This is a genomic window from Plesiocystis pacifica SIR-1 (genome assembly GCF_000170895.1).
In the GTDB taxonomy this organism is placed as follows: Bacteria; Myxococcota_A; Polyangia; order Nannocystales; family Nannocystaceae; genus Plesiocystis; species Plesiocystis pacifica.
Genome location: NZ_ABCS01000124.1, coordinates 1 through 26260, shown reverse-complemented (window position 1 = coordinate 26260; position 26260 = coordinate 1). Strand labels below are relative to the sequence as shown.

Annotated in this window: 23 protein-coding genes; 9 read left to right on the top strand and 14 right to left on the bottom strand. The window is 69.7% G+C overall.

Annotated elements, in window-relative coordinates:
• Nucleotides 1-234 precede the first annotated feature (234 nt).
• The 6 genes from PPSIR1_RS36385 to PPSIR1_RS36360 form a co-directional block, all read right to left on the bottom strand.
• Nucleotides 235-627, bottom strand: a complete 393-nt coding sequence (locus PPSIR1_RS36385; protein WP_045117463.1) for a CBS domain-containing protein — start codon at nt 625-627, stop codon at nt 235-237.
• Nucleotides 628-725: 98 nt separating this feature from the next.
• Nucleotides 726-2618, bottom strand: coding sequence for a permease (locus tag PPSIR1_RS36380; protein ID WP_006976275.1), 1893 nt, complete (start codon nt 2616-2618; stop codon nt 726-728).
• Nucleotides 2619-2774: 156 nt separating this feature from the next.
• Nucleotides 2775-3011: a 50S ribosomal protein L28 gene (gene rpmB / locus PPSIR1_RS36375; protein ID WP_045117459.1), complete on the bottom strand. Its 237-nt coding sequence runs from the start codon at nt 3009-3011 to the stop codon at nt 2775-2777.
• A 171-nt stretch (nt 3012-3182) separates the two neighbouring features.
• Nucleotides 3183-3572: a 6-carboxytetrahydropterin synthase QueD gene (gene queD, locus PPSIR1_RS36370; RefSeq protein WP_006976273.1), complete on the bottom strand. Its 390-nt coding sequence runs from the start codon at nt 3570-3572 to the stop codon at nt 3183-3185.
• Nucleotides 3573-3691: 119 nt separating this feature from the next.
• Nucleotides 3692-4282, bottom strand: a complete 591-nt coding sequence (locus PPSIR1_RS44840) for a hypothetical protein (protein WP_006976272.1) — start codon at nt 4280-4282, stop codon at nt 3692-3694.
• Nucleotides 4283-4410: 128 nt separating this feature from the next.
• Nucleotides 4411-4896, bottom strand: coding sequence for a hypothetical protein (locus tag PPSIR1_RS36360; protein ID WP_045117458.1), 486 nt, complete (start codon nt 4894-4896; stop codon nt 4411-4413).
• 149 nt (nt 4897-5045) lie between these two features.
• Between PPSIR1_RS36360 and PPSIR1_RS36355 the strand changes: the two genes are divergently transcribed.
• The gene (locus tag PPSIR1_RS36355) at nt 5046-6269 is read left to right on the top strand and encodes a hypothetical protein (RefSeq protein ID WP_157596357.1); all 1224 of its coding nucleotides are present in this window, start codon (nt 5046-5048) and stop codon (nt 6267-6269) included.
• Nucleotides 6270-6290: 21 nt separating this feature from the next.
• On the opposite strand, the gene PPSIR1_RS36350 is transcribed toward PPSIR1_RS36355, so the two are convergent.
• Nucleotides 6291-6926, bottom strand: coding sequence for a TetR/AcrR family transcriptional regulator (locus PPSIR1_RS36350; protein WP_006976269.1), 636 nt, complete (start codon nt 6924-6926; stop codon nt 6291-6293).
• Between the two features lie 318 nt (nt 6927-7244).
• Between PPSIR1_RS36350 and PPSIR1_RS36345 the strand changes: the two genes are divergently transcribed.
• Complete coding sequence (locus PPSIR1_RS36345; RefSeq protein ID WP_006976268.1) at nt 7245-7826, top strand: hypothetical protein; 582 nt, start codon at nt 7245-7247, stop codon at nt 7824-7826.
• An 11-nt stretch (nt 7827-7837) separates the two neighbouring features.
• On the opposite strand, the gene radC is transcribed toward PPSIR1_RS36345, so the two are convergent.
• Nucleotides 7838-8620, bottom strand: a complete 783-nt coding sequence (gene radC / locus PPSIR1_RS36340) for a RadC family protein (protein WP_006976267.1) — start codon at nt 8618-8620, stop codon at nt 7838-7840.
• Nucleotides 8621-8991: 371 nt separating this feature from the next.
• Here radC and PPSIR1_RS36335 point away from each other — a divergent pair, with 371 nt between their 5' ends.
• Nucleotides 8992-9999: a hypothetical protein gene (locus tag PPSIR1_RS36335; protein ID WP_006976265.1), complete on the top strand. Its 1008-nt coding sequence runs from the start codon at nt 8992-8994 to the stop codon at nt 9997-9999.
• 19 nt (nt 10000-10018) lie between these two features.
• On the opposite strand, the gene PPSIR1_RS36330 is transcribed toward PPSIR1_RS36335, so the two are convergent.
• Nucleotides 10019-11638 (bottom strand): AAA family ATPase, encoded by a 1620-nt coding sequence (locus tag PPSIR1_RS36330; RefSeq protein WP_006976264.1) that lies wholly within the window; start codon nt 11636-11638, stop codon nt 10019-10021.
• Between the two features lie 88 nt (nt 11639-11726).
• Here PPSIR1_RS36330 and PPSIR1_RS36325 point away from each other — a divergent pair, with 88 nt between their 5' ends.
• The gene (locus tag PPSIR1_RS36325) at nt 11727-12737 is read left to right on the top strand and encodes an ATP-dependent 6-phosphofructokinase (RefSeq protein WP_198154695.1); all 1011 of its coding nucleotides are present in this window, start codon (nt 11727-11729) and stop codon (nt 12735-12737) included.
• Nucleotides 12738-13005: 268 nt separating this feature from the next.
• Here PPSIR1_RS36325 and PPSIR1_RS36320 read toward each other — a convergent pair whose 3' ends face one another.
• Complete coding sequence (locus PPSIR1_RS36320) at nt 13006-13719, bottom strand: dienelactone hydrolase family protein (protein ID WP_006976262.1); 714 nt, start codon at nt 13717-13719, stop codon at nt 13006-13008.
• Nucleotides 13720-13842: 123 nt separating this feature from the next.
• On the opposite strand from PPSIR1_RS36320, the gene PPSIR1_RS36315 reads away from it, so the two are divergent.
• Entirely contained in the window at nt 13843-14727 is an 885-nt protein-coding gene (locus PPSIR1_RS36315; RefSeq protein ID WP_006976261.1) for a hypothetical protein, read from the top strand.
• A gap of 9 nt (nt 14728-14736) precedes the next feature.
• Here the strand turns inward: PPSIR1_RS36315 and PPSIR1_RS36310 are convergent, their stop codons facing one another.
• Nucleotides 14737-15861 (bottom strand): AAA family ATPase, encoded by a 1125-nt coding sequence (locus tag PPSIR1_RS36310; RefSeq protein ID WP_006976260.1) that lies wholly within the window; start codon nt 15859-15861, stop codon nt 14737-14739.
• A gap of 58 nt (nt 15862-15919) precedes the next feature.
• Here PPSIR1_RS36310 and PPSIR1_RS36305 point away from each other — a divergent pair, with 58 nt between their 5' ends.
• The gene (locus PPSIR1_RS36305; RefSeq protein ID WP_006976259.1) at nt 15920-16381 is read left to right on the top strand and encodes a hypothetical protein; all 462 of its coding nucleotides are present in this window, start codon (nt 15920-15922) and stop codon (nt 16379-16381) included.
• On the opposite strand, the gene PPSIR1_RS36300 is transcribed toward PPSIR1_RS36305, so the two are convergent.
• Nucleotides 16362-17516 carry a proprotein convertase P-domain-containing protein gene (locus PPSIR1_RS36300; RefSeq protein WP_157596356.1) on the bottom strand — a complete coding sequence of 385 codons (1155 nt, stop codon included), beginning with the start codon at nt 17514-17516 and terminating at the stop codon, nt 16362-16364. The genes PPSIR1_RS36305 and PPSIR1_RS36300 overlap by 20 nt on opposite strands.
• Before the next feature lie 165 nt (nt 17517-17681).
• On the bottom strand, nt 17682-18728 hold the full coding sequence (locus tag PPSIR1_RS36295) for an aspartate-semialdehyde dehydrogenase (RefSeq protein WP_006976257.1): 1047 nt from the start codon (nt 18726-18728) through the stop codon (nt 17682-17684).
• 241 nt (nt 18729-18969) lie between these two features.
• On the opposite strand from PPSIR1_RS36295, the gene tkt reads away from it, so the two are divergent.
• Together tkt and fusA are read left to right on the top strand one after the other, a co-directional pair.
• The gene (tkt, locus tag PPSIR1_RS36290; RefSeq protein WP_006976256.1) at nt 18970-21009 is read left to right on the top strand and encodes a transketolase; all 2040 of its coding nucleotides are present in this window, start codon (nt 18970-18972) and stop codon (nt 21007-21009) included.
• Between the two features lie 270 nt (nt 21010-21279).
• Entirely contained in the window at nt 21280-23370 is a 2091-nt protein-coding gene (gene fusA, locus PPSIR1_RS36285) for an elongation factor G (protein ID WP_006976255.1), read from the top strand.
• A 97-nt stretch (nt 23371-23467) separates the two neighbouring features.
• Here the strand turns inward: fusA and PPSIR1_RS36280 are convergent, their stop codons facing one another.
• Nucleotides 23468-24646, bottom strand: coding sequence for an arginine N-succinyltransferase (locus PPSIR1_RS36280; protein ID WP_006976254.1), 1179 nt, complete (start codon nt 24644-24646; stop codon nt 23468-23470).
• Between the two features lie 584 nt (nt 24647-25230).
• On the opposite strand from PPSIR1_RS36280, the gene gap reads away from it, so the two are divergent.
• Nucleotides 25231-26241: a type I glyceraldehyde-3-phosphate dehydrogenase gene (gap, locus tag PPSIR1_RS36275; RefSeq protein WP_006976253.1), complete on the top strand. Its 1011-nt coding sequence runs from the start codon at nt 25231-25233 to the stop codon at nt 26239-26241.
• Nucleotides 26242-26260: the final 19 nt, after the last annotated feature.

The window sequence follows — 26260 nt, the reverse complement described above, 5'->3', positions numbered from 1 at the left end:
GTCGTCGCGGCTCCTTGCCCTCGGGTCCCAGCTCCACCCCAAACCCGGCACGGACTTCAGACACGCGGTACTAGCAGGACATCGGAGAAGTCCTCGCGACACCTCGCTTGGTCTTTTCGCCGAGCTCTTTGTCGCCAAAACTTGCGGTGGGATCCACCACAGCGGCGTTTTGGCTCCGCGATCTCGACGAAAATCCACGGCGCGAGGAGCCGCGATGACTTCTCCGATGCCCTGCTAGGCGACGACGTCGTCCGTGCTCACGTAGTGCTCGCGGAGCACCCGAGCGAGGAGATCGCAGACGTCTGTCGTCGTCAGGATCCCCGCGAGCCTGTCGCCGCGCATGATCACGGCGGAGCCGATCTGCTGCTCGGCCATGTGCGCGACGACCTCGTCGAGGGGGGCGTCGAGCTCGACGGTGTAGACCTTGCGGGTGCAGATGTCGGCGACGGAGACGGCGTGGGCGTCCTCGTCGACGCGCAGGGCGATCCGAGTGTCCCGCTCCGAGAGGATGCCGATGACGTTCCGGCCCTCGCACACGGGCAAGTGGCGGATGCCGTGCTCCTTCATCATCGCCTGGGCGTCCGCTGGACTCGCCGACCCCTCGATGGAGTGCGGAAAGGGCGTCATGACCCGCTTGATCTTTGGCATTGGCCGCTCAGCCACGGGCGGACTGTCTCACGGGCTCGGGGGCACGGCAACACCCGAGCAGGACCCCGGGGGTAGCCTCAGTGGCTGCAACAGCTGGACTCGGGCTTGGTCTCGCTCGGACTGGCCGCGTGGTCGTGGTCGTGGTCGTGGTCGTGGTCGTGGTCGTGGTCGTGGCCGCCCTGCTCCCACAGCCGCCCGAGGAAGCCGCGGGGCCCCTGGCGGACCAGAGAGACCACGAACAGCCCGCCGAGGATCACCGCGCTGGCGATGGCGATGGGGCTGTGCCCCGCGTGGTGGTGGGCCGCCGCCGCGCCGCCAGCGAACTCGGGCAGGAGCAGGTTGACGAGGACGCCGAGGCTGACGACGGCGCCGATCATCGTGGCGACGAAGGCGAAGGCGGCCTTGCGCCCGTGGACCTGCTCGATGACCCCGAAGGTCGTCGCGTTGGTGGCCGGGCCGGTGAGCAGGAAGGCGAGGGCGGCCCCGGGGGACAGGCCCTTGGCGATGAGCACGGCGACGAGGGGGGTGGCCCCGGTGGCGCACACGTAGATGGGCAGGCCGATGATCGCGAAGGCGCCGACCTGGGCGAAGGGGTTGAGGCGCGTCAGGGACTCGGCGTCGACCCAGGGCTGGACGAAGGCGGCGAGCAGCAGGCCCACGAGGATCCACGGGCCGGTGCTGTCGAGCACGGTGCCGTAGCCCACCCGCATGCCGGCGACGAGCTTGGCCGGCAAGCTGCGCTCGTCGACCTTGGCCGCGCCCTCGTGGGCGTGGTCGAGCTTGGCGCCGCCCTTGCGCTCGAGCCAGCCGCCGACCAGCCAGCCCACGGTCAGGGCGAGGATGAAGGCGACGATGACCCGGACGAGGGTGAAGTTGGCCCCGAGCAGGGGCACGGACAAGAGCACGGCGTCGAGGCCCAGCTCCGGCGTGGCCACGAGAAAGGCGAGGGCGGCCGTGGCCGGGACCCCGCGGTTGACCAGCGAGCGGTAGACCGGGACCACGCCGCACGAGCACAGCGGGAGGGGCAGGCCAAAGAGGACGCCGCGCAGGGTCTGGCCGCCGGCGCGTCCGCGGCCGAGCCAGCGCGCGGGGGCTTCGCCGAGGACCTCTCCGAGCAAGCCCGCGATGCCGTAGGCGATGAGCAGGGCCGGGGCGCTCTCGAGCAGGAGCTCCCAGAAGGTCGTCAGGGTCTCGCGGCCGTGGCCTTCGTCGAGGTGGGGGTAGACGAACAGCCACAGGACCACGCCGAGGCCGACGAGGCCGCCGAGGCCGGGGAGCAGCGGCGCGAGCTTGCTGCCGTGGTCGTGGTCGTGGTCGTGGTCGTGGTCGTGGTCGTGGTCGGGCGCCTTGGGCTTGCCCAGGCCGTGGCTGACGACGTGCAGCAACAGCCCGCCGACGAAGGCCTCGAGCAGGCCGACCGTGGGTCCTTGCTCGAAGGCCCCGACGAAGTCCGTGAACACGTAGCCCGCGGCCGTGCTCGCGGCGATCAGCGCGAGCACCAGCGCCGCGGCCCAGCGCTTGCTGTCGCCAGCGCTCAGCACCATCCACCACACCGCCAGGCCGACGGGGACGCGGTGGAGGATCACCGCCCACTCCATCGCGTGGCTGTCGGCGTGGGTGTGGCTGCCGGCCACCGCCATGCCGTCGGTGAAGGCGTGGAAGGCCATGCCCGCGAGCACGACCCAGCTCGTCGCCGCGTGGGTCCGCTTGCTGCCCACGCGCCGCTCGAACAGGCCCGGCAAGATCAGGCCGACGACCACGGCGACGATCGCTGGCCAGCCGGCGAGCTGGACACCGAGCGGGACGATCTCCAGCAGCGCCAGCCCGAGCACGGCCACGACCACGAAGCCGTCGAGGAAGGCGAAGGCTCCGCGCGCGCGCTCGGACAGCCAATGCAGCACCGGGCCGAGGGCCAGGGCCGCGATGCTGGCGATCAGCATCGTCTCGGAGTGGACGTGCACCTCTGGCATCAACCAACAGCTTAGCCCCGGAGCCGTCGATTTCGACGGGTCGCCGGGGCTCCAGAGGCCGCTTTTTTCACGTCTCGCGCGGGTATTCGAACCCGAACGCCAACTACGTCCGGTTTGAGCCTGACCCTGGCGCGAGCTGGGTCAGGATTGGTCGGTTCAGACCTTGATGCCGCGGCCGCGCATGTCGGCGAGCACGGCCTCGATGCCGCGCTTGTCGATGATGCGCATGCCCTTGGCACTGACGCGGATGCGGACGAAGCGGTTCTCGCTCGGGACCCAGTAACGCTTGTAGCGAAGGTTGGGCAGGCTCCGCTTCTTGGTGCGGATGTGCGAGTGCGACACGTTCATGCCGACGAGGGGGCGCTTACCGGTAACCTGACAAACTTGCGACATGGCTGTGGCTCCCGAAGGGAGGCGGACAGTGGATCACTGTGTTCGCGCTGTCAAGAGAGGGATGGCGTGAGTCGGAAGGGGGCGCGGCTGCGCAGAATTCGCCCCCTCTGTACACTTGTCTGCTGCGCTCCGCGCGGCCCGTGAGCCTACGCAGGCATGCTCAGAACCTTGTCAGCCCTCGGTATAGGTCACGCTGTCGCGCTCGGTCTCCCACACGGTGATCGCCGCGAGCTGGACGCGCTCCCCCGCGAGCTCGGCGAGGCGCCGGGCCAGACCCTCATAGATGTAGGCCGCGATGTGCTCCGCCGTGGGGTTGACCTCGGTGAAGGGCGGGATCTCATTCAAGAAGCGGTGGTCGATGACGCCGACGACCTCCCGCGCCGCCGCGCGCACGGCCCGAAAGTCGACGCCCATGCCCAGCTCGTCGAGCTGCTCGCAGGCGACCTCGATCTCGACCTTGTAGTTGTGGCCGTGGAGCTGCTCGCAGTCGCCTCCATAGCCGCGCAGGACGTGGGCGGCGGCGAAGTGGACGTTGGTCTTGAGGCGGTACTGGCGGGCCATGCGATCCTCCGTGAGCGCGATCGAAGCGGATAGATAGCCGCGCAGGCGCTCGAGGGCAATGGCCGAAAACGCAAAGCGCCCCGCGGTTGCGGGGCGCTCGGGGTGTGTGGAGCGGGCGCTCAGGGGTTGGCGCCGTCGGCGATCCAATCGAGGATGGCCATCTCGTCCTCGGACGACAGGCTGCCGCCGGGGGGCATCGGGCCGCCAGCGCTGGCCGTACCCTGGATCTTGTGGACGATGTAGCTCCCCATGGGATCGCCGGGGGCGACGCGCGGGGTGCCGGGCTCTTGCATCGAGTCCACGTCGACGAGGTTGGCGTAGGCCGTGGCCGCGTCGGGCATCGCCAGACCCGCGGGTCCGCCGTTCACGTGGCAGCTGCAGTTGGCCATGATCACCGGGTAGGCGTCGGTCTCGAACGAGAGGTTGCCGCCGGTCTCTTCCTCGGTGGTCTCCTCCTCGGTGGTCTCTTCCTCGGTGGTCTCCTCCTCGGTGGTGGTCTCCTCCTCGGTGGTCTCCTCCTCGGTGGTGGACTCCTCCTCGGTGGTCTCCTCCTCGGTGGTCTCCTCGCCGCTGGTCGACTCCTCCTCAGCGGTCTCTTCTTCGCCCGCGGTCTCACCGACGTCGTCGTCGGCACCGTCGTCGCTGGGGCAGGCGGTCAGGCTCAGGGCCACGCAGGTGCCCACAAACAAGTTCATCCAAGTCTTGGTCATGAAAGTGAATCCTCGGGGCAGGAATAGCGCAGTGCCGGGTCAAAAGGCAAAGACCGACCCTGCCGCTGGGGACAGGGTCGGTCCTCGTCGCTCCCCTCGATGTCGGGGCGCGTGGCTGGCAGGCTGACTCAGGGGTTGGCGCCGCTGTTGATCCAGTCGGTGATCAGGGCCTGGTCGGCGTCCGAGAGCGCCTCGAGGTTGAGGGGCATCTGGCTGCCCGCACCGCCGAGGTCGCTCTGGGTGCCAGCGAGCTTGGCCACGACGTAGCTGTTGGCGGCATCGCCCGCGACGACGTAGTCGACGCCTGCGGCCTGCGTGGACGCGACGCCGACCATGGCGGTGTAGCCATCGCTCAGGTCGGGAGCGATCGCGCCGGCGACGTGGCAGCCCTCGACCGCACAGTTCGCGTCCCAGATCGGCTGGATGTCGGCGGCGTGGGAGAGCTCGCCACCCATGGTGGTCTCCTCATCCATCATGCTGTCGTCCATGCCGGTGTCCTCCTCGTCGGTGCCGACGTCGTCGTCGGAACCGTCGTCGCTGGGGCACGCGGTGAGCATCGAGGCGCTGACCAGCGCGAAGGTCGCGGTCGCCAAAAGCTTGCGTAGGCTCTGCATGCTTCGGAGGTATCACCGCGCGAGTCTGGAAGGCAACAAAGTTCAGCGGGCCTGTCGCCGGTCCGTGGACCCTGTAGCTATCCAAATGTGAATTTCAATTTCATCGTTACCGGTCCATTCCGCTCGCGGACCGTCTACCATCACGCCCCATGTCGCGCCGACGCATCGCGCCCCTCGCCTCCGCTCTTCTCTTGATGTCTGGCCTCGCGTGCTCCGAGCCGCCCGCGGACGGCGGCGGAGCCAAGCAGGCCCAGGCCGGCGAGGCGGCGAGCCCGGAGGGGGAGGCCGCGTCTCCGGCCGGAGACGCGAAGGCAGGCGAGGCCGAGGGTGCGGAGGCCAAGGCTCCGGCCGGAGACGCGAAGGCAGGCGAGGCCAAGGTCGCAGGCCCGGCCGAGGAGCCGAAGCCCGACGACGCCCCGAGCGAGGAGTTGAAGGCGGGCGAGGGGGAGGAGGCCAAGGCCGGGGAGGCACCCGAGGGCAGCATCACGACCACCATCGAGCCCGCGGCCCGCCCCGACTACGAGCTGCTCGAGGCCGGCGAGGGAGACAAGGTCGAGCTGCGCTTCGCCCCCAAGGCCGGCCAGGTCGAGCGCATGCAGCTGACCATGGTCATGGAGGTCAGCCTCGACTTCGGCGCCATGATGCCGCCGCAGACCCAAAAGGCGCCGCCGATCACCATGGTCAACCGCGGCGAGACCGTGGACGTGCAGGGCGGCAAGATCACCGAGCGGGTGGTGTTCGAGTCCTTCGACGTCGCCGAGGGGGACGGCGCCAACGCGGCCATGGCCACGGCGATGCGCGAGGCCATGAGCGCGCTCGAGAACTTCGAGCAGCGCATGGTCTACGACGCCCGCGGCGTCGTGCTCGAGGGGGAGCTGAAGATCCCCGCCAAGACCGACCCGCAGCTGGCCCAGAGCCTCGACAACCTCGGCAACACCTTGCAGCAGGTCATGGTCCGCTTCCCCGAGGAGGCCGTGGGCAAGGGCGCGAAGTGGCGCGAGGTCACGACCCTCGAGAGCAACGGGCTGAAGCTCGAGCAGACCTCCGAGCACAGCGTGGTGGCCATCGACGGCAACCGCGTCACGCTCTCGACCTCCGTGTCGCAAAAGCCGGCCAGCAAGGACTTCGAGGCCCCGGGCATGCCCCCGGGCGTCGAGGTCGAGCTCGTCGAGTTCGAGTCTTCGGGCGGCGGCGAGATGGTGTTCGACACCGGCTACATGTTCCCCGAGTCGGGCTCGTCGAAGATGGACACGAGCGTCAAGGTCGCGACGGAGGTCCAGGGTCAAAAGCAGGAGTTCGCCACGAACATCAAGCTGACCCTGACCATCGAGCGCCTGCCCGAGGACGCGGGCGCCAAGGCCAAGGGAGAGTAGTCGGAGTCGGAGTCGTCGGGCCTACTCGGCCTGGGCCATGGCCGCGAGGCCGTGCAGGCCGTGGTCGAGGAGGTGGATGGTCTTGCGCAGGTTGTCCTCGATGCCTCCGCGGGACTGCACGCCGATCGCCCAGCCGACCATCAGCGAGAACCAGTAGCCCTGGAGCACGCCCACCGCCTCGAGCTCCCAGGCCGTCGGCGAGCGGGGCTCGGCGCCGACGAGGCCGATGCCGATGATGTCGGCGACGGTGGCGTTGACGCAGATCAGGCTCTCGGCCAGCTCGCCGTCGGCGGTGTGCACCGAGCGGACCAGGGCGCGACCCAGGTTGGGGCGCTCGAGCAGGAAGTCGGTCATCGACATGAAGGCCGTCAGCAGCCGCTCGCTCCTCGACCCGGTGATGTTCGTGCCCGCGACCTTGGACTGAAACTCGTTCAGCTCCTGGTTGACGACCGCGAGCATCAGCTCCTCCTTGGATCGGAAGCGCTTGTAGAGGGTGCCCAGCGCGACGCCGGAGGACTGCGCCACGTCGCGCAGCTTGACCGCGGGGAAGCCCCCCTCCTCGGTCAGCGCGAGGGCAGCCGCCAGGATGCGGACGCTCCGCTCGTCGGGCAGGGGAGGAGTGGGCGGTGGGGCAGGTTCAGGCTGGGCGAGGGTCATGGTGGAATCCGCATGATGCTAGCAGTTTCCGCAAAACAATCGATGTCAAATCGGTATACCAGGAAGTCACTCCGAGGGCTCTGGAGCGGCCAAAAAGCCACTCAGTGCTCGGTATGAGCGGGTTGGGGGCCGCGGGCCGCAAGCCCAACTCGCGATATGCTGCGATTGAGTCGCAAGAGTAGTGTGGCCAGTCTTGGAATCTTCGCGACGCATTCAGCGGTCGATGAATCAACGTTTTGTTGGGTCCAATGTGAACATGCAAAGCGGGGTTCGCGCTCGCGCATGTCCGGCCTGGCCCGCGTCGGGTATAGTTCATCGATGCCGCTGTGTCAGCGCTTGCTCACCTCCGGAGGGATCGCCTGCCTGGCGCTCACCTTGGCGTGCGGCGATGACGTCGACCCGGACGACGGCCCGCCCTGCGGAGACGACCTCAACGGCTGCAGCGACGACACCTCGATGTTCATGGAGGTCCCCGAGTGCGAGCTCACGGGGGAGCTGGACGTGGTGATCGGCCAGGGGGAGACGGTGTTCCAGGAGCTCGCCGAGGGCGACCTGCCCGATCCCGAGTTTGGCTTCCAGGGCGGCCAGCACGTGTGGATGGCGGTACAGGTCCGCAACCCCGCCGTCGACTACCCGCAGCTGAAGATCCGCATCAACGTCGACTACTGCGAGACGAACTGCAGCCAGCCCGAGAACTGGCTGACCGACAACGTCCGCGAGCTGCTCGCCGACGAGACCACGATGACGGTGACCCCGGAGGGCTACTTCCAGCAGACGCGCATGCTCGTCACGGTGTTCGGCTGGGTGACCACGCCCAACCGCCGCGTCGAGATGCTGGTCACCGACCCCTGCGGTCGCCAGGGCTACGTCAAGCGCGAGTACGTGTCGCCCGGGCCGTGAGCCCTGGAGCCTCACGGCGAGGGGTGGGAGCTCAGCGAGGGCAGATCTCCGGGGCCGCGGCCGACGAGGCCGAGCTCGGCCAGGGATACGAAGCCGTTGGCGCTGACCACCACGTGGTCGAGGACGGGGATGCCCAGGAACCGGCCGATGTCGGTCATGCGCGCGGTCAGCTCGATGTCCGCCTCGCTCGGCCGCGCGTCGCCGCTGGGGTGGTTGTGCACGAGCAGGCAGGTGTGCGCGCCCGCGCGGACGAGCGGCCGGAAGACCTCGCGGGGGTGGACCTCGACGCGGGTCAGGCTGCCGACGGCGATGGTGCGGACCAAGAGCACGCGCTGGCGGGCGTCGAGGCCGATGATCATGAAGTGTTCGCGCTCGGCGTCGCCGAGCAGCGATCGCAAGAAGCGCTCGGCCTCGCGAGGGTGACGCAGCGGCCGGCGCATGGGCAGGTCGAGGCGGTCGAGGCGACGGTGAAGCTCGACCGCGGCCGCGAGGGCGGTCGCGCCCGCGTCGCCGATGCCGATCACCTCGCGCAGTTCGTGCGCGCAGGCCCGGCTCAGCCCGTTCAGTCCGCCGACGGCGTCGAGGACCGCCTGGGCGCGCTGGACCGCCCGACCGCCCCCGAGCAGGAGGGCGAGCAGCTCGGTCTCGGACAGGGACTTGGGCCCGAACAGCAACAAGCGCTCGCGCGGTCGCTCTTGGGCCTTGCGCTTTGGGGGGCTGCGGCGCGGGGGGAGCGAGGTGGGGCTCGGCGTGGAGCACTCGGCGGTTGGATTGGGGACGAGCTGGAGGGGCATGGCTGGCCTGTCGATTCGAGTAGCGTGCCACGACGACACCGAAGGATTCCGCACACTTGGGAGGCCGCGCTCGAGGCGAGTGGCCCGCTGTCGGGACAGCGTCTCGCTCCCGGGCCACCGTCGAGCGAAGACGCGGAGAATCCGAGGCTGCGGCGGCGTTGCGCGTGACGACGTTGCGCGTCGCAACAGCTCCCGGCGGATCGCGGCGCATGACCACACACGGTGCACAGCCGGGTGATGGCGGGCGCGAACACGGGGAATTCCCCCCTGGCTAGTCCAGTTTGGCCAGGGGGCTCGTTCCCTTGCCGAGATCCTGGTCGCGCCAGCGCGTCGCGTCGAAGTTGGCCCGATTTTCGTACACTGGGCTGGGCATGGCACGCCCCCTCGCCCCGACCCTGCTCACCGCCCTGGTTCTATCGTCCTCCGCCTGCTGGTTTGGCGGCTACGAGGGGGAGTACATCGAGGCCGACGACGTCCGCCTCGACGTCCCCGGGATCGAGAGCTTCCGCGACGGTGAGCTGCGCGGGGACGCCTACGGGTTGATCAACGAGACCGCGGCGAACACCAACGGCTGGGTGACCTCGGTCGTCGAGACCACGGGCTACGTCATCGAGATCCTCAACAACTACCGCGAGACCAGCCAGGACGGCAGCTGGCGGATCTACGGCCCCTTCGACGACGACAGCGGCCGCGACATCGCCTGGCTGGTGCGCATCGACGGCGCCCTCGAGGCGACCAACTTCGAGATCCTCGTCGCGCCCAAGGGCACCACCGACGCCGACGCCTTCGAGCTGCTCAACTCGGGCAACATCAACGTCGACGGCGACCTGCGCACGGGCTCGATGCTCATCGACTTCGACGTCGTCGACGCCTACGAGGCCCTCAACACCACCTTGCTGTGGAGCGTCGCCGGCGACATCACCATCGACTTCTCCCGCGACGTCGGGACCGGCGACAAGACCATCAGCCTCGACTACGCGGGCTTCGTGGCCCAGCGCACCGGGCTCCTCGACGACGACCTGTTCACCAGCGACGAGACCTACGAGTACGTCGAAAACGGCGACGGCTCGGGCTCGTTCCACCTCGCGCTCATGGGCGAGTGGGACACCTACCCCCACGGCTGGAGCGGCCCCGAGCGCGAGCGCATGCAGCTCGACATGGTCTGGGACGGCAGCCAGGCCGGCCGCGCCCGCGGGCTCATCGAGGAGGTCGACGGCGTGGGCGACATGAAGCACGGAGACCTGCGCCTCGACGAGTGCTTCGACGGCGCGGGGACCCTCAGCTGGCGCTGGCTGACCGAGCTCTACGCCCAGGAGACGGGCATCGAGTACAACTTCGGCGACGAGGCGACCTGCGTGTTCACCGACGCGGACCTGTAGTGCCCCTGCGCGGCTAAAGTCAAAGCATGCCGGCGTTGGTGAGGGCCCAGCTCGCTTGCGCGAGCAGGCTGCGGACGTCGCCGGAGCCGTCGAGGGTGGCGCTGCGGCAGGCGTGCACGTCGACGGGGACCCAGGCTCGGCGCGCGGCCACGTGGGCGGACCAGGCTCGCTCGAGCTCGGCCTCGAGCTGGGTCTGGCGGGCTTCGGGGGCGCGCTCGCGCAGCTGGGTGATGAGGCGCTCGCGGGCCACGGCGGGGGGGACGTCGACGACCAAGAGGAGCACCGGCACGCCCCAGCTGTGCGCGGCCTCGATGAAGCGCTGACGCTGGACGTCGGTGACGAAGCCCGCGTCGACGAGGGCGCGGCCGCCCCCGCTGCAGATCTCCCCCGCGCGGGTCAGGCAGGCGTCGTAGAGGGCGGCGGAGTCGGGGTCCTGGCCCAGGCGCTTGGCCAGCTCGTCGCCCCAGATCCACGCGAACTCGGCGGTCTCGCGCAGGCCTCGGGCGAGCACGGACTTGCCGACGCCGGGCAGGCCGGAGACCAGGACCAGGCCCGGGCGCTGGGCGGGCATGGCCAGGCGGCTCAGGGCGAGGCGCAGCCACTGATCGAGCTCGGGCCCGCCGAGCTCGTGCTCGAGGGCGCGGTGCATGGCGTGGAGGCCCGCGTAGATGTCCAGCCGGCTGCGGCGGCTGGCGACGCTCGCGGAGTCGTCGCGTCGGGTGCTGCGCCCGCGGCGTTGGGGCTGGAGGGCGGCGACGAAGTCGGGGACGAGGTGCTCGGCGCAGGTGAAGTCGCCGAGCTGATCGAGCTGGACCACGAGCGCGCCGAGGTCCGCGAGGGGGTCGAGCCAGCGCGGGTGGTCCGGGGCGTCGAGGCGATCGACGAACACCCACTGGCGGGCGCGCCCGAGCCGGGCGAGCTCGGGGGCCAGCTCGCCCGTCGGGGCGAGGGCGTCGAGGCAAAAGAGATCGGCCAGGCGCAGGTCGCCGAGGCTCAGCCCGGCGGCGGCGGGCTGGGCCTCGGCCAAGCCCAGGCCCTCGGCGTCGTTCGCCAGGATCAGCGCCCGCAGGCGCTCGCGCAGGTCCCGGGTCGCGCTCGTCGAGGGCGCCCGAGACAGCGCCGAGCTCAGGGTCTCGACGGCGTCCTCGAGGGCGGCGCCGAGGGCCGCCGCGGTCGGGACCCGGGCGCCGAGGGCCCGGCTGGTCGGCGCGTCGCCCTGGGGCCGGGGCAGCGTCGCCAGGAACTCGGCCAGGGTCCACAGCTCGGGCCGCTGGATCCGTCGCTCGGCGAGCAGCGCCTCGAAGGAGGCGCGCGCGGGCAGGGCGGGGGACTCGACGACCAGGGCCTCGGCCTCGAGCTCGAACGCGCCAGGGTCCCGGCTCGTCTCCCGCAGGCGCGGCGCGTCGGCGCCCGCGGACTCGAGCCGCCACAGCCGGCGCTCGAGCTCGGGGGTGATCGCTTCGTTGAGCTCGAGCTGCGCCCGGAGCCGGGCCCCGCCGACGCGGCCGATCCCGCGGACGGCGAGGGGGGCCTCGAAGGACCGCCCGCGCGCCTCGATCTCCACGCTGCCTCGACGCCGGCGCACTCGCGTCGGGGAGGCCCCGTCGGTGCACGCAGCGATGAGCGCGTCGAGGTCCATGGGCGACGCAGGGTAACCCATCTCGGCGAAGGCTTTGCGGTCCCCCTGCGTGTCGCCAGTCGACCCGCGAGCTTGCTAAGGTCCGTTCGTGACCGAGACCAAGCCCGAACGTACTCGCCGCGTGGCCGTGCTGACTTCTGGCGGCGACGCGCCGGGCATGAACATGGCGATCCGCGCTGTCACGCGCAGCGCGCTCGATCGAGGCTGGACCGTCTACGGCATCGAGGAGGGCTACGCCGGCCTGATCGCCCCCGCCGACCAGGGCAAGATCCGCCGTCTGCGCGCCCGCGACGTGGGCGGGATCCTCGGTCAGGGTGGGACCGTGCTGGGCAGCGCGCGCTGCCCCGAGTTCGAGGACCCCGAGGTCCGCGCCCGCGGACGCGCCAACCTCGAGCGCCTCGGCGTGGACGCCCTCGTGGTCATCGGCGGCAACGGGACGCAGACCGGCGCCGAGGTGCTGTCCCGCGAGGGCCTCGACGTCGTCGGCGTCGCCTCGACCATCGACAACGACCTGCTCGGCAGCGACGTCACCCTGGGCGTCGACACGGCGATCAACGTCGCCCTCGACTGCGTCGACAAGCTGCGGGTCACGGCCAGCTCGCACCGCCGGGCCTCCCTCGTCGAGGTCATGGGCCGGGACTGCGGCTACCTCGGGCTCATGGTCGGTCTGGCCTGCGGGGCCGAGGCGATCGTGCTGCCCGAGGCCGACATGAGCCCTGCCCAGGTCGCGGCGCGCATCGAGGACGCCTACCAGCGCGGCAAGAAGCACGCGATCGTGATCGTCGCCGAGGGCTCGGCCCGCCGGGCCTCCGAGCTCGAGCGGGTCCTGCTCGACGAGCACTGCGAGCGCATCGGCTTCGAGCTGCGGACCACGGTGCTCGGCCACATCCAGCGGGGCGGCTCGCCCACGGCCACGGACCGCCTGCTCGGGGCCCGCTTTGGGGCCCGCGCCGTCGACTGCATCGCCCGCGGCGAGACGGGCGTGCTCGTCGGCCTGCGCGGGCGGGAGATCGTGACCACCCCGCTCGCGCAGGTCGTCGGCGGCATCAAGCCCGTGGACATGTCCCTGGTCGAGCTCGCCCGGGTGCTCGCGGTCTAGCAGGACATCGGAGAAGTCCTCACGACACCTCGCTTGGTCTTTTCGCCGAGCTCTTTGTCGCCAAAGCTTGCGGTGGGATCCACCACAGCGGCGTTTTGGCTCCGCGATCTCGACGAAAATCCACGGCGCGAGGAGCCGCGATGACTTCTCCGATGCCCTACCGAGAAAGGCAGCCGCCCACGGGTTCAACGCCAGCTGAGTCCGTGGACGACGCTTTCCTGGATCATGGGTCCCGGCGTGGCCGGGGTGGGCGACTGCTAGAGCAGTCTCACAACACTTCGTCGAAGAAGGCCTGCATGTCGGCCCAGGACCGGCGCTCGGCGTCGGCGTCGTAGACCGTTCCGAAGTCCGGATCCTGGGCCGCGGGGTTGGTGAACGCGTGGACCACCCCGGGGTAGGCGTGCAGGCGCCAGTCAGCCCCGATGCGCTTCATCTCGGCGGCGAACAGGCCGATCTTCTCCGGCGGCACCATGGGGTCGTCGAGGCCGTGCTGGATCATCAGCTGGGCCTTTAGACCGGTCGGGGGGTCGAGGGGCTCGCCGATGTCGAGGAGGCCGTGAAAGCTGACGATGCCGCGCAGGGGCAGGCCCATGCGCGCGCACAGGATCGAGCACAGGCCGCCGAAGCAGTAGCCGATCGCGCCGACGCGCTCGGGGTCGACGCCGTCGAGCAGGCGGACCGCCTGAAACGCGGCGGCCAGCCGTCGACGCAGCAGCGCGGGGTTTTGGATCAGCCCCATCATCAGCGCCTGGTTCGAGGCCTTGTCCGTCCCGCGCTTGCCCACGCCGTAGATGTCGATCGCCGCGGCCACGTAGCCGAGCTCGGCCAGGGCCTCGGCGCGCCCCTCCTCGAACGCTCCGCGACCGCCCCAGGCATGGCAGATCAGCACGGCCGGGTGATCGCCCTGGCCTTGGGGGCGGGCGACGAAGGCATCGAAGGCGTCGTCGCCCTCGCGGTAGGGGATGAGCTCGGTGGTCGACATGGCCCCATTCTAGACACGTCACTCGACGAGGTGGCCAGCGTTTGGGCCACTCGACACTCGAGTTCACCCCGCCGTGCGGGCAGTGCCATTGCACCGATGCACGCGCCGCGACAAGGGGAGGGAATGCCCAGCTTCCTGCACCAAGGCATCCTCTCCCTCCTCGCCACCCACGACACCCTGCTCGTCGAGCTCGCTCGGCACTTCGAGCCTCGGGCCGCGCGCTCGCTGGCCTCGGGGGAGCTCGCGCGAGGCTCCAGCGAGCTCCCCAACCCGGCCTTTCCCGAGAGCGTGCTGCATGCCGATCTGCTCGTCGCGCTGCCCGAGACCCTGGCCCTGGCCGTCGAGGTCCAGACCTCCGAAGACCCGCTCAAGCGCTACAGCTGGCTCAGCTACGCCGCCGGTGCGCGGCGGCGATTCGAGTGTCCCGGGTGGACTCTGGTGTGCATTCCCGACCCGGACCTGCGCCACAAGTACCGGCAAATGTTCGAGGACGAACCTCGCGCATCACCATGGTTCATCGAGCCGTGCATGCTCGAACCGATCACGACGGTGGAGCGAGCCGTCCAGGATGTTAGCCGGGCAACCTTGACGACGCTCTTTCACGTGCGCGGGTCGTCGGGACCGGCCTGTGCACGGGGCACCCTCGAGGCCTTGCGTCGGGTGGACCATCCCGATCGTGCGGTCTATCGTGAGTTGGTGTTGACGAGTATGACCGAGGAGCAGCGCGCCGCGCTTCCTGCAGACATCTTCGAAGTCGATCCAGACGCTCCATTGGGGAATCTGGAACGGACCGGCTTCTACTTCACGACGGGTCACCGCGAAGGCAAAAACGAGGGCCAACGCACCGAGCTCCAGCGAATGATCCTCCGAACCCTCGAGCTGCGCGGCCTGACGGTGGACGAGGCCAGCCGCGCACGCATCGAGGGCTGCGAAGAGGTCGAGACTCTCCGCAGCTACTTCGAGCGGGCCGTGGTCGTGGAAGGGCTCGACGCCCTCTTCCAGCCCTGACCCGAGCCCTCAATCGACGGGGAGCTTGCGCTCGGCCAGGGTCCGCGTGACCACGGCCCAGACCGCTCCGGCGTCCGTGCTCACGTCGTCCCATCGCCCGGAGAAGCGGCCGCAAAAGCTCGAGCGCAACACCTCGGGCAGGTCCGTGCGCAAGTTGTTGCTGAACAAGCGGTGGCGCAAAAAGATGCAGGCCTCGTCGGTGGCCCGGACCGAGAGGGTGCCGCCAAGGTCCGGCGCGCGGCGGATGGCGTCGGCGACCGCGACGACGTGGGCGATGGTCGACTTGGCCAGCCCTTCGTGGCGCCGGGCGAGCAGGGCCTCTTCCTCGGGGGGCGGCAGGTAGGTCATCTGCAGGGGCACGAAGCGATCGAGCTGCGCCGCATCGATACCGAAGGTCGCCGAGAAGGCGCGCCCCCGGTTGACCGCGGCGATGAACTGCACGTTGGGCGGGATGGTCAAAAAGCGGTTCTCGATCGGGTGGAAGACCCGCCGGGTGCTGTCCAGGGCGGGCATCAGCGCGTTGCGGGCGGTCTCCTGGCAGCGGTTGAGCTCGTCGAGGAAGACGAGGTAGCGCCGCTCGGGGTGCTCGTTGGCCTCTTCGATGGACTCGAGCACCTCGGTCTTGATGAAGTCCGTGACCGGCGAGCCCGACTCGCTCGCGCGCACCTGGATGGTGGCGAGGAAGTCGCTGGCCTCGACCACGGCGCCGCAGTTGAAGAAGACGAAGCGCATGCCCAGGCTCTCGGCGATGGACCGGGCGAGCACGGTCTTGCCGCAGCCCTGGGGCCCATCGAGGAGGATGTTGAGCCCGCACTCGAGGGCGACCTGCAGCTTCTTGGACACGACCGGGTCGAGGTAGACGCCCTCGATCTTGAAGGTCCCCGCGCCCACCCACTCGACGAGGATGATCCCCCGGTCTTCGCGCTCGGGCTTGGTGACCTGCTTGACCTTCACGACGCAGGGGACGCCCGGGACGATGCGCTCGTCGTCGCTGAGCACGACCTTGGGGGTGCGCCGCTCGTCGAGGTGGGTGGCCCGCCAGCGGTAGCCCGAGTCCTCGACGGGGTTGGGCCAAAAGATCGCCTCGGCGGAGGTGCCGGGCTTGAGCGCGTCGAGGGTCCACTTGCTGGGCATCGCTAGCCGGACTCTAACAGCCGGGGAATTTTCGTGGCCCGAGGGGTACCCTGGCGCGGTGACTCAGGTCGAGATCGTCGATGTCTGCGACATCCTCCGCGCGCGCTGGCCCGAGGGCGGCCTGGACAGCGAGCTCACCGGACTCGAGCCGCAGCCGGGCGGCGGCCAGTGGTTGAAGCCTTCGGAGCCCGCGGCGGTGTGCGTGTTCCGGACCATCGTGTGGGAGCGCGACCCCGGCACGGGGCACCGGCAGCCGCGCGACGTCAAGGAGCAGGAGGTCCACATGGGCTGGCCGGTCTTCTTCGAGGACCGCGAGCGCGTCGCGGCCTACGTCGAGGCGCTCACCCGGGTGGCCGCCGAGATCCCGCCGGAGACCTTCGGGGAGCTGCTGCCCTCGGACCTGATCCACCCGGAGGTCTTGAAATTGAAGAAGGCCCGCAGCGCCGCGGACTTCGAGCGGGCGCTGCGAGCCAAGTCGCGGCTGGGGCAGTTTTTGTCTGTCAGTCCCAGCGGGACATGATCTCGACGCCCCAGCCGAGCAGCTCGCCGCCGCCTCCGTCGGTGTCGGTGACCGTCAGGAGCCAGGTCCCGTTGACGTCCTCGTCGCCGCTAAAGCCCGTGGGCACGCGGGTGAGCGCGAACTGGCCGTCAAAGCCGAACCAGGGGTAGGCGCTCGGGCCCTCCTCGTTGTCCCAGACCATGACCTCGTTGCCGCTGGGGTTGGTCAGGGTGATGGTCAGGGCCGCGGGGTCGGGGTGGTCGAGGGTCGCAAACACGATCACGTCCATGTCGACGGTGGCCAGGTCCGAGGCGTCGAGCTCGGCGAGGAGCTGGCCGTTGGCGGGGATGGCCTGGGCCTGGTCGACCTCGAAGCGGCCGCGCAAGCTCGCGTCCATGCACAGTCCCTCGTCCCAGCGGGTGATGCCGGCGCACAGCAGCCCCGGGGCGCAGGGGATGGTCTGGCTGCAGGTCTCGAATTCGCCGACGCCGTCGCGTCCGCAGTCGAGCTCCGTCGTCGCCACGATCGGCTCGGCCTCGAAGCCGTCGCCGACGAAGGGGGCCGGGAAGCGGAGCCCCGCGTGGACCGGCATGGGGGTCTCGAAGGTCTCGCAGCTGGGCCCGGGGAGGGTCAGGGTCGCGGGCAGGGTGAGGGCGCACGCGGGGTCGTCGCTGACGACCGCGGAGTCGAGGGTCAAGCTGGCGTGGGGGAAGGGCTCGAGCGTGGACAGGCTGGCGACCCACTCGTCGGGGTAAGGGTCGGCGCTCTGGAAGAAGTCCATGAAGGACTCGCTGGTGGGCAGCACTTCGAAGTTGGCCGCGCCGTCGATGAAGAACTCCGGCCACGGCAGCTCGTCGATGGCGATGGCGTCGACGGGGCCGGGGGTCCCGGGGTCTTCGCAGCTGTTGCCGGTCTCGGTCTCGGAGGTGTCGGTCTCGGTCTCGGTCTCGGTCTCGGTCTCGGTCTCGGAGGTGTCGGTGTCCGTCTCGGTCTCGGTCGACTCGGTCTCGGTGGTTTCGGTCGACTCGGTCTCGGAGCTGGACTCGTCAGACTCGGAGCTCGTGGAGTCGGAGTCAGAGTCGGAGTCGGAGTCGGTCTCGGCCCCGATCTCGTCGTCGGAGCTTCCGTCGTCGGCGCAGGCGACCAGCGAGCTCACCAGGGCGAGGCTAGCGAGGCAGAGGCGGGCAGAGGCAAGGTAGGTCTCGGTCATGGCGGGTAGTTCAGAAGAAGCTGGGTACGGCAAGGTTTCAGCGAGACCGAGGCCGAGCAAACTCGGCCCCGTCCCGCAGGAGAGGGACTGCGTGCAGCGTGCGCTGCGAACTCAGACTTGGAGCTCGGGGTCCTGGCTCGGGAACCAGGCCGAGGCCACGCGCACGGCGTTGGTCGCCGCGCCCAGGCGCAGGTTGTCGGCGGCCACGGTCAGGCACCAGCGGGTCCCGCCGGGTCCCGTCGCGGCGTCGCGGTTGTCCTTGCGCAGGCGCCCGACCAGGGCCCGGTCGCGGTCGTCGAGGGTGGTCAGGGCCGTCAGCCCGTCCCCCGAAGCGCCCGGCAACACGCGCAGGAAGGGGCCGCCGTTTAGGGCCTCGAGGATCTGCGCCTGGGTGGCCTCGCGCTCGAGGGTGACCCACAGGTTCTCGTAGTGGCCCACGGGCACGGGCACGCGGCAGCACTGGGCGCAGATGCCGAAGTCCGGGAGCTCGAGGATCTTGCGGCTCTCGTTGATGAGCTTGCGCTCCTCCGAAGAGAAGCCCGAGTCGTCGGTCTTGCCGTTGTGGGGCACGGTGTTGCCCGGGTACTCGCCCTCGTCGAGACCCTCCCCGAGGATGTCCCCGGAGGCGGCCATGGCCGAGAAGCCGCCGGCGGTCTTGACCACGAACTGCTCGAGGGCCGACACGCCCGCGCCAGAGATGGCCTGGTAGGAGCTCACGGTCACCTCGCCCAGGCCAAAGGCCGCGCGCAGGGGCTCGAGGGCCAGGGTCATGGGGATGGTCGTGCAGTTGGGGTTGGCGACGAGGGTGGTCTCGGCGGTGGCCCGGCGGTGGTTGACGCCCGCGACCACCAGGGGCACGTCGGGGTTCATGCGGTAGGTGTTGCTCTTGTCGATGACGCGGTAGCCGAGCTCGACCAGGCGCGGGCAGTAGCGGGCGCTGAACTCGTCGTCGAGGGCGACGAAGGCCACGTCGCCACCCTGGGCGCCCTCGGCCTCGAGCTTGGTCGCCGCGTGCACCTCGAGCGCGCGGCCGGCGTGCTCGATGGTCCGGTCGCGGCTGGCGTAGAGGGCGAGCTGTGCCCCGGGCCAGGCCCGATCGATGAGGGTCAAGAGCTCGCGGCCGACGAGGCCGGTGGCGCCGAGGATGCAGATGCGCATGGCCGGAGCCTAAGTCAGCAGCCCGGCAGCGGCCATGGGGCGGGTCCCGTGATGTGTCGAAGTTGGCGCGTCGGCGCGGAGTGATCTCCGCGGAGCTGTCTCACGTTTTCGGGGCGCAGACCCCGAAGTTGGGGCAGAGCTCAAATAAGGCCGTTCACGGGGCGTCACCCGACGCGGAGTGCACGGCGGGTATTCCGACCCCGAGGTGAGTCGGCGCGCCGACCGTGCTAGCTAGCGGCCCATGCCGTCTACCCCCCGTGCCGAGCAACGTCCGCGCGCTGTCGACCCCGCGATCGCCGAGCAGGTCGCCAAGACCATCAAGGGCCTGGCCATGGACGCCGTCCAGCAGGCCAACTCGGGCCACCCGGGCATGCCCATGGGCTGCGCCGACCTGGCCACGGTGCTGTGGACCGAGTTCCTCGTCCACGATCCGAGCGACCCCGAGTGGTTCGACCGCGACCGCTTCGTGCTCTCGGCCGGTCACGGCTCGATGTTGATCTACGCCCTGCTCCACCTCACGGGCTACGACCTGTCGCTGGACGAGCTCAAGAACTTCCGCCAGTGGGGCGCGAAGACGGCGGGGCACCCCGAGTACGGCCACTGCCCCGGCGTGGACGTGACCACCGGGCCCCTGGGCTCGGGCTTCGCCTCGGGCGTGGGCATGGCCCTGGCCGAGCGCTTTTTGGCCGCGCGCTACAACGTCGAGGGCCACAGCGTCATCGATCACATGACCTACGGGGTGGTCAGCGACGGCGACCTGATGGAGGGCATCGCGGCCGAGGCCGCGAGCTTGGCGGGGCACCTGGGCCTGGGCAAGCTGGTCTACCTCTACGACGACAACCAGATCTCCATCGACGGCGGCACGGACCTGAGCTTCGGCGAGGACGTGGCCAAGCGCTTCGAGGCCTACGGCTGGCACGTGCTGCGCGTCGACGGCCACGACCACGCCGCGGTGCGCGGGGCCATCGAGGCCGGCCGCGCGAAGCTCGATCAGCCCACGCTGATCTGCTGCCGCACGGTCATCGGCCAGGGCGCGCCGACCAAGGCGGGCAAGTCCGCCTCCCACGGCGCGCCGCTGGGCCCCGACGAGGTCGCCGGCGCCAAGCAGGCCATGGGCTGGCCCGAGCAGCCCTTCCACATTCCCGGCTCGGTCAGCGAGTTGTTCGGGGGCCAGACGGCGGCCCACGGTCAGAACAAGGCGGACTGGAGCGCGCGCATGAACGCCTACCGCGAGGCCCAGCCCGAGCGCGCCGCCGAGCTCGACGCGCTGATCCGCGGCGAGCTGCCGGCCGGCACCCTCGAGGCCCTCGACGGCGTGAGCGCGGGCTTCGAGCTCGGCGCGTCCCTGGCCACGCGCAAGGCCAGCCAGGCCGCGATCAAGGCGATCGCCGCGATCCACCCGACCTTCCTGGGCGGCTCGGCGGATCTGGCCGGCTCCAACGGGGCCAAGCTCCCCGACTCCCCCGGGCAGAGCAAGCAGGCCCCCGAGGGCCGCAACATCCACTTCGGCGTGCGCGAGCACGGCATGGCCGCGATCTGCAACGGCATGGCCCTGCACGGCGGCGTGCGCTGCTTCGACGCGACCTTCCTGGTGTTCTCGGACTTCATGCGCGGGGCCCTGCGCCTGTCCGCGCTCATGGGCCTGCCGGTCGTCCACGTGTTCACCCACGACAGCTTCTTCCTGGGCGAGGACGGGCCCACGCACCAGCCCATCGAGCACGCCATGAGCCTGCGGGCCATGCCCAACCTCCACGTCATCCGCCCGGGCGACGCCCGCGAGACCGTCGGCGCGTGGAAGCTCGCGCTGACCCGCAGCGAGGGCCCGACCGCGCTGCTGCTGACCCGCCAGGGCCTGACGATCGACGCGCGCACCGAGGCCGACGCCGTGGCCAAGGGCGCCTACGTCGTGCGCGAGGGCGCGAGCGAGGTCGGTGCCCTCGACGGCATCTTCATCGCGACTGGTTCGGAGCTCGGCTTGGCCTGCGAAGCCGCGGCCAAGCTCGCCGAGGCCGGCAAGGCCATCCGCGTCGTGTCCATGCCTTGCTGGGAGGCCTTCGCCGCCCAGGACGCGGCCTACCGCGAGTCCGTGCTGCCCCGCGCCGTCGGTCGGGAGCGTCGCCTCGCCCTCGAGGCCGGCGCGACCCTGGGCTGGGAGCGCTACGCCGACCACACCGTGGGCATCGACCACTTCGGCGCGTCGGCGCCGGCCAAGGTCCTCGCCGAGAAGTTCGGCTTCACCGTCGACGCCGTCGTCGCGCGCTGGGCCGCGATCACCGGCTGACCCCAGCTCGCGTCCAAACTTGCGCCCGCTGCGCCCGAGGGTGGAAGGCAGCGGCGCGCGTGCTCGAGATCTCCAGTCAGACCCAAGGAGGCGGGGCTGGAGATCCGCCTGGATCTGCGCCCTGAAGCACGCTCAGCGCCAATGAGTGTGCTCTGTCACGCCAGCGCAGGGCTCTCCACCTGTCCCATCCGCCCAACGATTGGCATCCTCCGCGCGCTCGCGGGGTGTGCCGCCCCGCCACTGACCCTTCTTCGCTCAGGCAACAAAGCCATGGACCTCGAAAAAGTTCGCAACATCGGAATCTCCGCCCACATCGATTCGGGCAAGACGACCCTCACCGAGCGCATCCTGTTTTACACCGGGCGCATCCACAAGATCGAAGAGGTCAAGGGCAAGTCGGGCGTCGGCGCGACCATGGACTCCATGGAGCTCGAGCGCGAGCGCGGCATCACCATCCAGTCGGCCGCGACCGCGGTGAAGTGGGGCGAGTACGACGTCAACATCATCGACACCCCCGGACACGTCGACTTCACCGTCGAGGTCGAGCGCGCTCTGAGCGTGCTCGACGGCGCCATCTTGGTGCTGTGCTCGGTGTCCGGCGTGCAGTCGCAGTCGATCACCGTCGACCGCCAGATGCGTCGCTACAACGTCCCCCGCCTCGCGTTCATCAACAAGATGGACCGCGCCGGCGCGGACGCGGTCAACGTGACCCGTCAGCTCCGCGAGAAGCTGCACCACAACGCCGTGCTCGTCGTCTACCCGATCGGGGCCGAGGACCAGCACCAGGGCGTCGTCGACCTGCGCACCCGCAAGGCCTACTACTTCGACGGCGACAACGGCGAGCACATCCGCGTCGAGGACTGCCCCGAGGAGCTCAAGGAGGACGTCGAGGAGTACCGCTCCAAGCTCGTCGAGGCCCTCGGCGACTTCGATGACGACATCATGGAGAAGTTCCTCAACGAGGAGGAAGTCTCCGCCGAGGAGATGGAGCCGGTCATCCGCAAGGCGACCCTCAGCCTCGACCTGACCCCCGTGTTCTGCGGCTCGGCCTACAAGAACAAGGGCGTGCAGGTGCTCCTCGACGCGGTCATGGCCTACCTGCCCAACCCCGCCGAGATCAGCAACGAGGCCTTCGACCTCGACAACGACGAGGAGAAGATCGCGCTCGAGAGCGTGCCCGACAAGCCCCTCGTGTGCCTCGCGTTCAAGCTCGAGGACGGCAAGTACGGCCAGCTGACCTACACCCGCATCTACCAGGGCACCCTGCGCAAGGGCGAGTTCATCTACAACCAAAAGACCAACAAAAAGCACAAGCTCGGTCGCCTGGTGCGGATGCACTCCGACAAGATGGAAGACATCGACTCGGCCTCGGCCGGCGACATCGTCTGCATGTTCGGCATCGACTGCTCGTCGGGTGACACCTTCACCGACGGCAACGTCCGCTACTCGATGCAGTCCATGCACGTGCCGGACCCGGTCATCAGCTACTCGCTGACCCCCAAGGACAAGGGCGGCCAGACCAACTTCTCGAAGGCGCTGAACCGCTTCTCGAAGGAGGACCCGACCTTCCGCGTGCGCCGCGACGAGGAGTCCGGCGAGACCATCATCTCGGGCATGGGCGAGCTGCACCTCGAGGTCTACATCGAGCGGATGCGCCGCGAGTACAAGGTCGACACCATCGTCGGTGAGCCGCAGGTCGCGTACCGCGAGACCATCCAGATGCCCACGGCCTACAACTACACGCACAAGAAGCAGACCGGCGGCTCGGGTCAGTACGCGCGCCTGGCCGGCGAGATGCGCCCGATCGACAAGGAGTCGGAGGGCGACCAGCACTACCGCTTCCTCAACAAGATCACCGGCGGCTCGATCCCCCGCGAGTACATCCCCTCGTGCGACAAGGGCTTCCAGGACTCCATGACCAAGGGCGTGCTCATCGAGGCCCCGGTCGTCGGCGTCGAGATGGAGGTCAACGACGGCTCGGCCCACGCGGTCGACTCGAGCGACATGGCCTTCCAGATCGCCGCGCGCGCGGCCTTCAAGGAGGCGATGCGCAAGGCCAAGCCGGTCATCATGGAGCCGATCATGAAGGTCCAGGTCGAGGGCCCGGAGGAGTTCCAGGGCGGCATGCAGACCACCCTGATCCGCCGCCGCGGCACCATCGTCGGCTCCGAGAGCCACCACGGCACCACGGTCATCGACGCCCATGTGCCCCTGTCGGAGATGTTCGGCTACTCCACCGAGCTGCGCTCGGCCACCCAGGGCAAGGCGGAGTTCACCATGGAGTTCGCGCACTACGACAAGGTCCCCGCCAGCGTGCAGGAGGACCTGATCAAGAAGCACGAGGAGTCCAAGAAGAAGTGAGCCGCTGATCGGCTCACGGTCTTCGGACCTGGCGAGGCCCCGCTTTCGAGCGGGGCCTTCGTCTTTTCGGAGGACCTGCGAAGGCCCTCCATCGAGTCTAGTTCGCCAGCCGCTGCTGGGGGCGCAGGGCGACCAGCAGGCGCTCTTTCGGCGCGGGCGCGAGGGCCTCGAGGTCCTCGGGGGCGACGACGACGGTGTGCGCGTGGTCGTTGTCCGGGGGGAGGTCGCCCACGGCCCAGGCGGCGTCCTCGTCGATGGCGTGGTCGGCCGGGAGCTCGTCGTGGACGTGGGTCCACACGGCGGAGAACCACGGGCTGTCGGTGTGGCTTCGGCTGTTCGCCGGCCGGACCCGGGCGACGATCCCCGGCACGCCCTCGTCGCTGCGCCCCCCGGCTCGGACCCGGCACCACTGGGCCTCGCGGACCAGGCTGATCTCGTCGGTGGCCGCCTCCCAGTGCGGCCCGCCGTCGAAGGGGTCGACCTTGCCCGAGTAGGTGAAGCCGACGCTGTGCAGCAGGCGCATGGCGCCGACCGTGGCCGACCCGACCTGGCCGATGATGTCCTGGACCTCCCGGGGCAGCAGCGAGACGTGGACGGCGGTCATCGGGAACAGCTTCCAGATGAACTCCTTGTCGTCGGCGCTGAGCCGGTCGGCCTCGGAGTAGGTCAGGTTGGTGAAGCGCCCGCCGAGGGCGTCCCACAGCGGCGAGCGGGTCCGGCCTTGGGGGCCGCGCTCGAGGGGCGGGAGCAGCTCGGCGAGGACGCGGTCGCGGAAGCGGCGGCGGTGGGCGGCGATGTACAAGAAGCGACCCAGGGACAGGAGCCGGCCGAGCTTGAGGGGGTGCTTGCGCAGCTCGGGGTGGAGCACCAGGCCGCCGATCTCCGTGGGCCCTTGGTAGGTCAGGCCGAGCTGCAGCAGCTCGTGGATCATGTGGATCTCGCGGCGCTCCTCGCTGAGCTCGAGGGTCGCAAAGCGCTCCTCCTCGACGACGCGGAAGAACACGTGGGGCTCGCGGTGGGTGCCGTGCTGGGCGTGGATCATCGAGGTCCCGACCACGCGGCCCGTGGCCGGCTCTTCGAGCACGAACAGGAAGCGACGCTCGGGGTCGAAGGCCTGGGGATCGCCGCCGCCAGCGAAGGAGGCCACGGAGCGCTCGAGCAGCGCGCGGATGAAGGCCCGATCCGGAGGCAGGTTGACGGTGTCGAGGTGCTTGGCCAGCTCGACGATCGCGTCTTCATCGCGGAGCAGGGCGTCCCGGAACACGAAGGCTGCCACGGGGCGAGTATCGGGTCGGGCCGTCTCGGAGAGACCTTGGAGGCGGTAGCGGACGAATGATCTCACTCACTGGCTGACACGCGTGGAGGTCGAGATTGGGTGACGGATTCGTAGAGAAGGTGATCGTCCGCGAGCTCGCCGTCCTCGGGGTGCTCTCGAGTCCGACCTCGGGTCGCCCATGCCACTTGGGTCGATGACGGTCTCGTCGGAGGAAGGTGGGCGGGGGCCGAGGCGTACTCGTGCCTCGATGACAGGCACGATGACGAAAATAAACGCCGTTCGCCAGCCTCGCAGTCCAGCTGAGCCCAGAAACGATGTCAACGTCACATGGTTGGGACACCGCGAGTCATGGACTGCTATCATCTCCTCGGTTCCGTGTGGCCTGGCCGGCTGGGTTTCCCCCCTTCCGCATCCGCCCTGGTCGGCCAGGCCCCGGCCATCTTTGTACTTTTTTTCATCCAAAACGTGGCGCTTTCCGTCGCGCTCGGTGCGAGCGCCACCGCCGAGCGTTCTGCAACCATTTCGGCGGAAGGAGGCGCGCGTGAGCCAACCGAAGCTGGCTCCAGGCGCGTAGACTGGCGCCGATGACTACGCGCATCGGCATCAATGGCTTCGGGCGGATCGGTCGCTCGGTGTTTCGCATCGCTTGGCAGCGTGACGACGTGGAGATCGTCGGCATCAACGATCTCGCGGACCCCCACTCCCTCGCCTACCTCCTCGACTTCGACTCCGTGCATCGGCGCTTTGGGCCCAAGGTCCGCGCGGAAGACGACGCCATCATCGTCGGCGACCGCCGCATCCCCTTCACGCAGACGCGCAACCCCGCGGAGATCCCCTGGGGTCAGTGGGGGGCGGACGTCGTGGTCGAGGCGACCGGCGTGCTGACCAAGCGCGAGGCCGCCGCGGGCCACCTCGAGGGCGGGGCCAAGCGGGTCCTGATCTCCGCGCCCGCCAAGGGCCCCGACGCGACCTTCGTCATGGGCGTCAACCACACGGACTACGACCCGGCCAAGCACACCGTCGTGTCCAACGCCTCGTGCACGACCAACTGCCTCGCCCCCGTGGCCAAGGTGCTCGAGGACAGCTTCGGCGTCGAGAACCTGCTGATCACCACGGTCCACGCCTACACGATCAGCCAGTCGATCCTCGATCGCCCGGACAAGAAGGACGTGCGCCGGGGTCGGGCCGGGGCGGTGTCGATCATCCCGACCTCCACGGGGGCGGCCAAGGCCACGGCCCAGGTCATCCCCAGCCTCGCCGGCAAGCTCGACGGCATGGCCCTGCGCGTGCCCGTGCCCGACGGCTCGATCACCGACATCGTGGCCAACCTCGGCAAGGACGTGACCCTCGACGAGGTCCACGGGGCCCTGCGCGCGGCCGCGGCTGGGCCCATGAAGGGCGTGCTCGACGTCAGCGACGAGGCCCAGGTCTCGGCCGACATCGTCGGCAACCCCTTCTCGTCGATCGTCGACGCGCGCAGCTCCATGCAGATCGGTCCGCGGACCATCAAGCTGCTCAGCTGGTACGACAACGAGTGGGGCTACGCGAACCGCTGCGTGGACATGGCCCACTACATCGGCAGCCGCGAAGGCTGATCGCGCGCCATCGCTTCGG

Excerpts from the sequence above, each read along its gene's own strand:
- PPSIR1_RS36350 (WP_006976269.1), bottom strand. The coding sequence starts at position 6,926 with ATGACCCTCGCCCAGCCTGAACCTGCCCCACCGCCCACTCCTCCCCTG.
- PPSIR1_RS36310 (WP_006976260.1), bottom strand. The coding sequence starts at position 15,861 with ATGCCCAGCAAGTGGACCCTCGACGCGCTCAAGCCCGGCACCTCCGCC.
- fusA (WP_006976255.1), top strand. The coding sequence starts at position 21,280 with ATGGACCTCGAAAAAGTTCGCAACATCGGAATCTCCGCCCACATCGAT.
- PPSIR1_RS36330 (WP_006976264.1), bottom strand. The coding sequence starts at position 11,638 with ATGGACCTCGACGCGCTCATCGCTGCGTGCACCGACGGGGCCTCCCCG.
- rpmB (WP_045117459.1), bottom strand. The coding sequence starts at position 3,011 with ATGTCGCAAGTTTGTCAGGTTACCGGTAAGCGCCCCCTCGTCGGCATG.
- PPSIR1_RS36345 (WP_006976268.1), top strand. The coding sequence starts at position 7,245 with ATGCCGCTGTGTCAGCGCTTGCTCACCTCCGGAGGGATCGCCTGCCTG.
- PPSIR1_RS36355 (WP_157596357.1), top strand. The coding sequence starts at position 5,046 with ATGTCGCGCCGACGCATCGCGCCCCTCGCCTCCGCTCTTCTCTTGATG.
- gap (WP_006976253.1), top strand. The coding sequence starts at position 25,231 with ATGACTACGCGCATCGGCATCAATGGCTTCGGGCGGATCGGTCGCTCG.
- PPSIR1_RS36315 (WP_006976261.1), top strand. The coding sequence starts at position 13,843 with ATGCCCAGCTTCCTGCACCAAGGCATCCTCTCCCTCCTCGCCACCCAC.
- queD (WP_006976273.1), bottom strand. The coding sequence starts at position 3,572 with ATGGCCCGCCAGTACCGCCTCAAGACCAACGTCCACTTCGCCGCCGCC.
- tkt (WP_006976256.1), top strand. The coding sequence starts at position 18,970 with ATGCCGTCTACCCCCCGTGCCGAGCAACGTCCGCGCGCTGTCGACCCC.
- PPSIR1_RS44840 (WP_006976272.1), bottom strand. The coding sequence starts at position 4,282 with ATGACCAAGACTTGGATGAACTTGTTTGTGGGCACCTGCGTGGCCCTG.
- PPSIR1_RS36335 (WP_006976265.1), top strand. The coding sequence starts at position 8,992 with ATGGCACGCCCCCTCGCCCCGACCCTGCTCACCGCCCTGGTTCTATCG.
- PPSIR1_RS36320 (WP_006976262.1), bottom strand. The coding sequence starts at position 13,719 with ATGTCGACCACCGAGCTCATCCCCTACCGCGAGGGCGACGACGCCTTC.
- radC (WP_006976267.1), bottom strand. The coding sequence starts at position 8,620 with ATGCCCCTCCAGCTCGTCCCCAATCCAACCGCCGAGTGCTCCACGCCG.
- PPSIR1_RS36295 (WP_006976257.1), bottom strand. The coding sequence starts at position 18,728 with ATGCGCATCTGCATCCTCGGCGCCACCGGCCTCGTCGGCCGCGAGCTC.
- PPSIR1_RS36360 (WP_045117458.1), bottom strand. The coding sequence starts at position 4,896 with ATGCAGAGCCTACGCAAGCTTTTGGCGACCGCGACCTTCGCGCTGGTC.
- PPSIR1_RS36385 (WP_045117463.1), bottom strand. The coding sequence starts at position 627 with ATGACGCCCTTTCCGCACTCCATCGAGGGGTCGGCGAGTCCAGCGGAC.
- PPSIR1_RS36380 (WP_006976275.1), bottom strand. The coding sequence starts at position 2,618 with ATGCCAGAGGTGCACGTCCACTCCGAGACGATGCTGATCGCCAGCATC.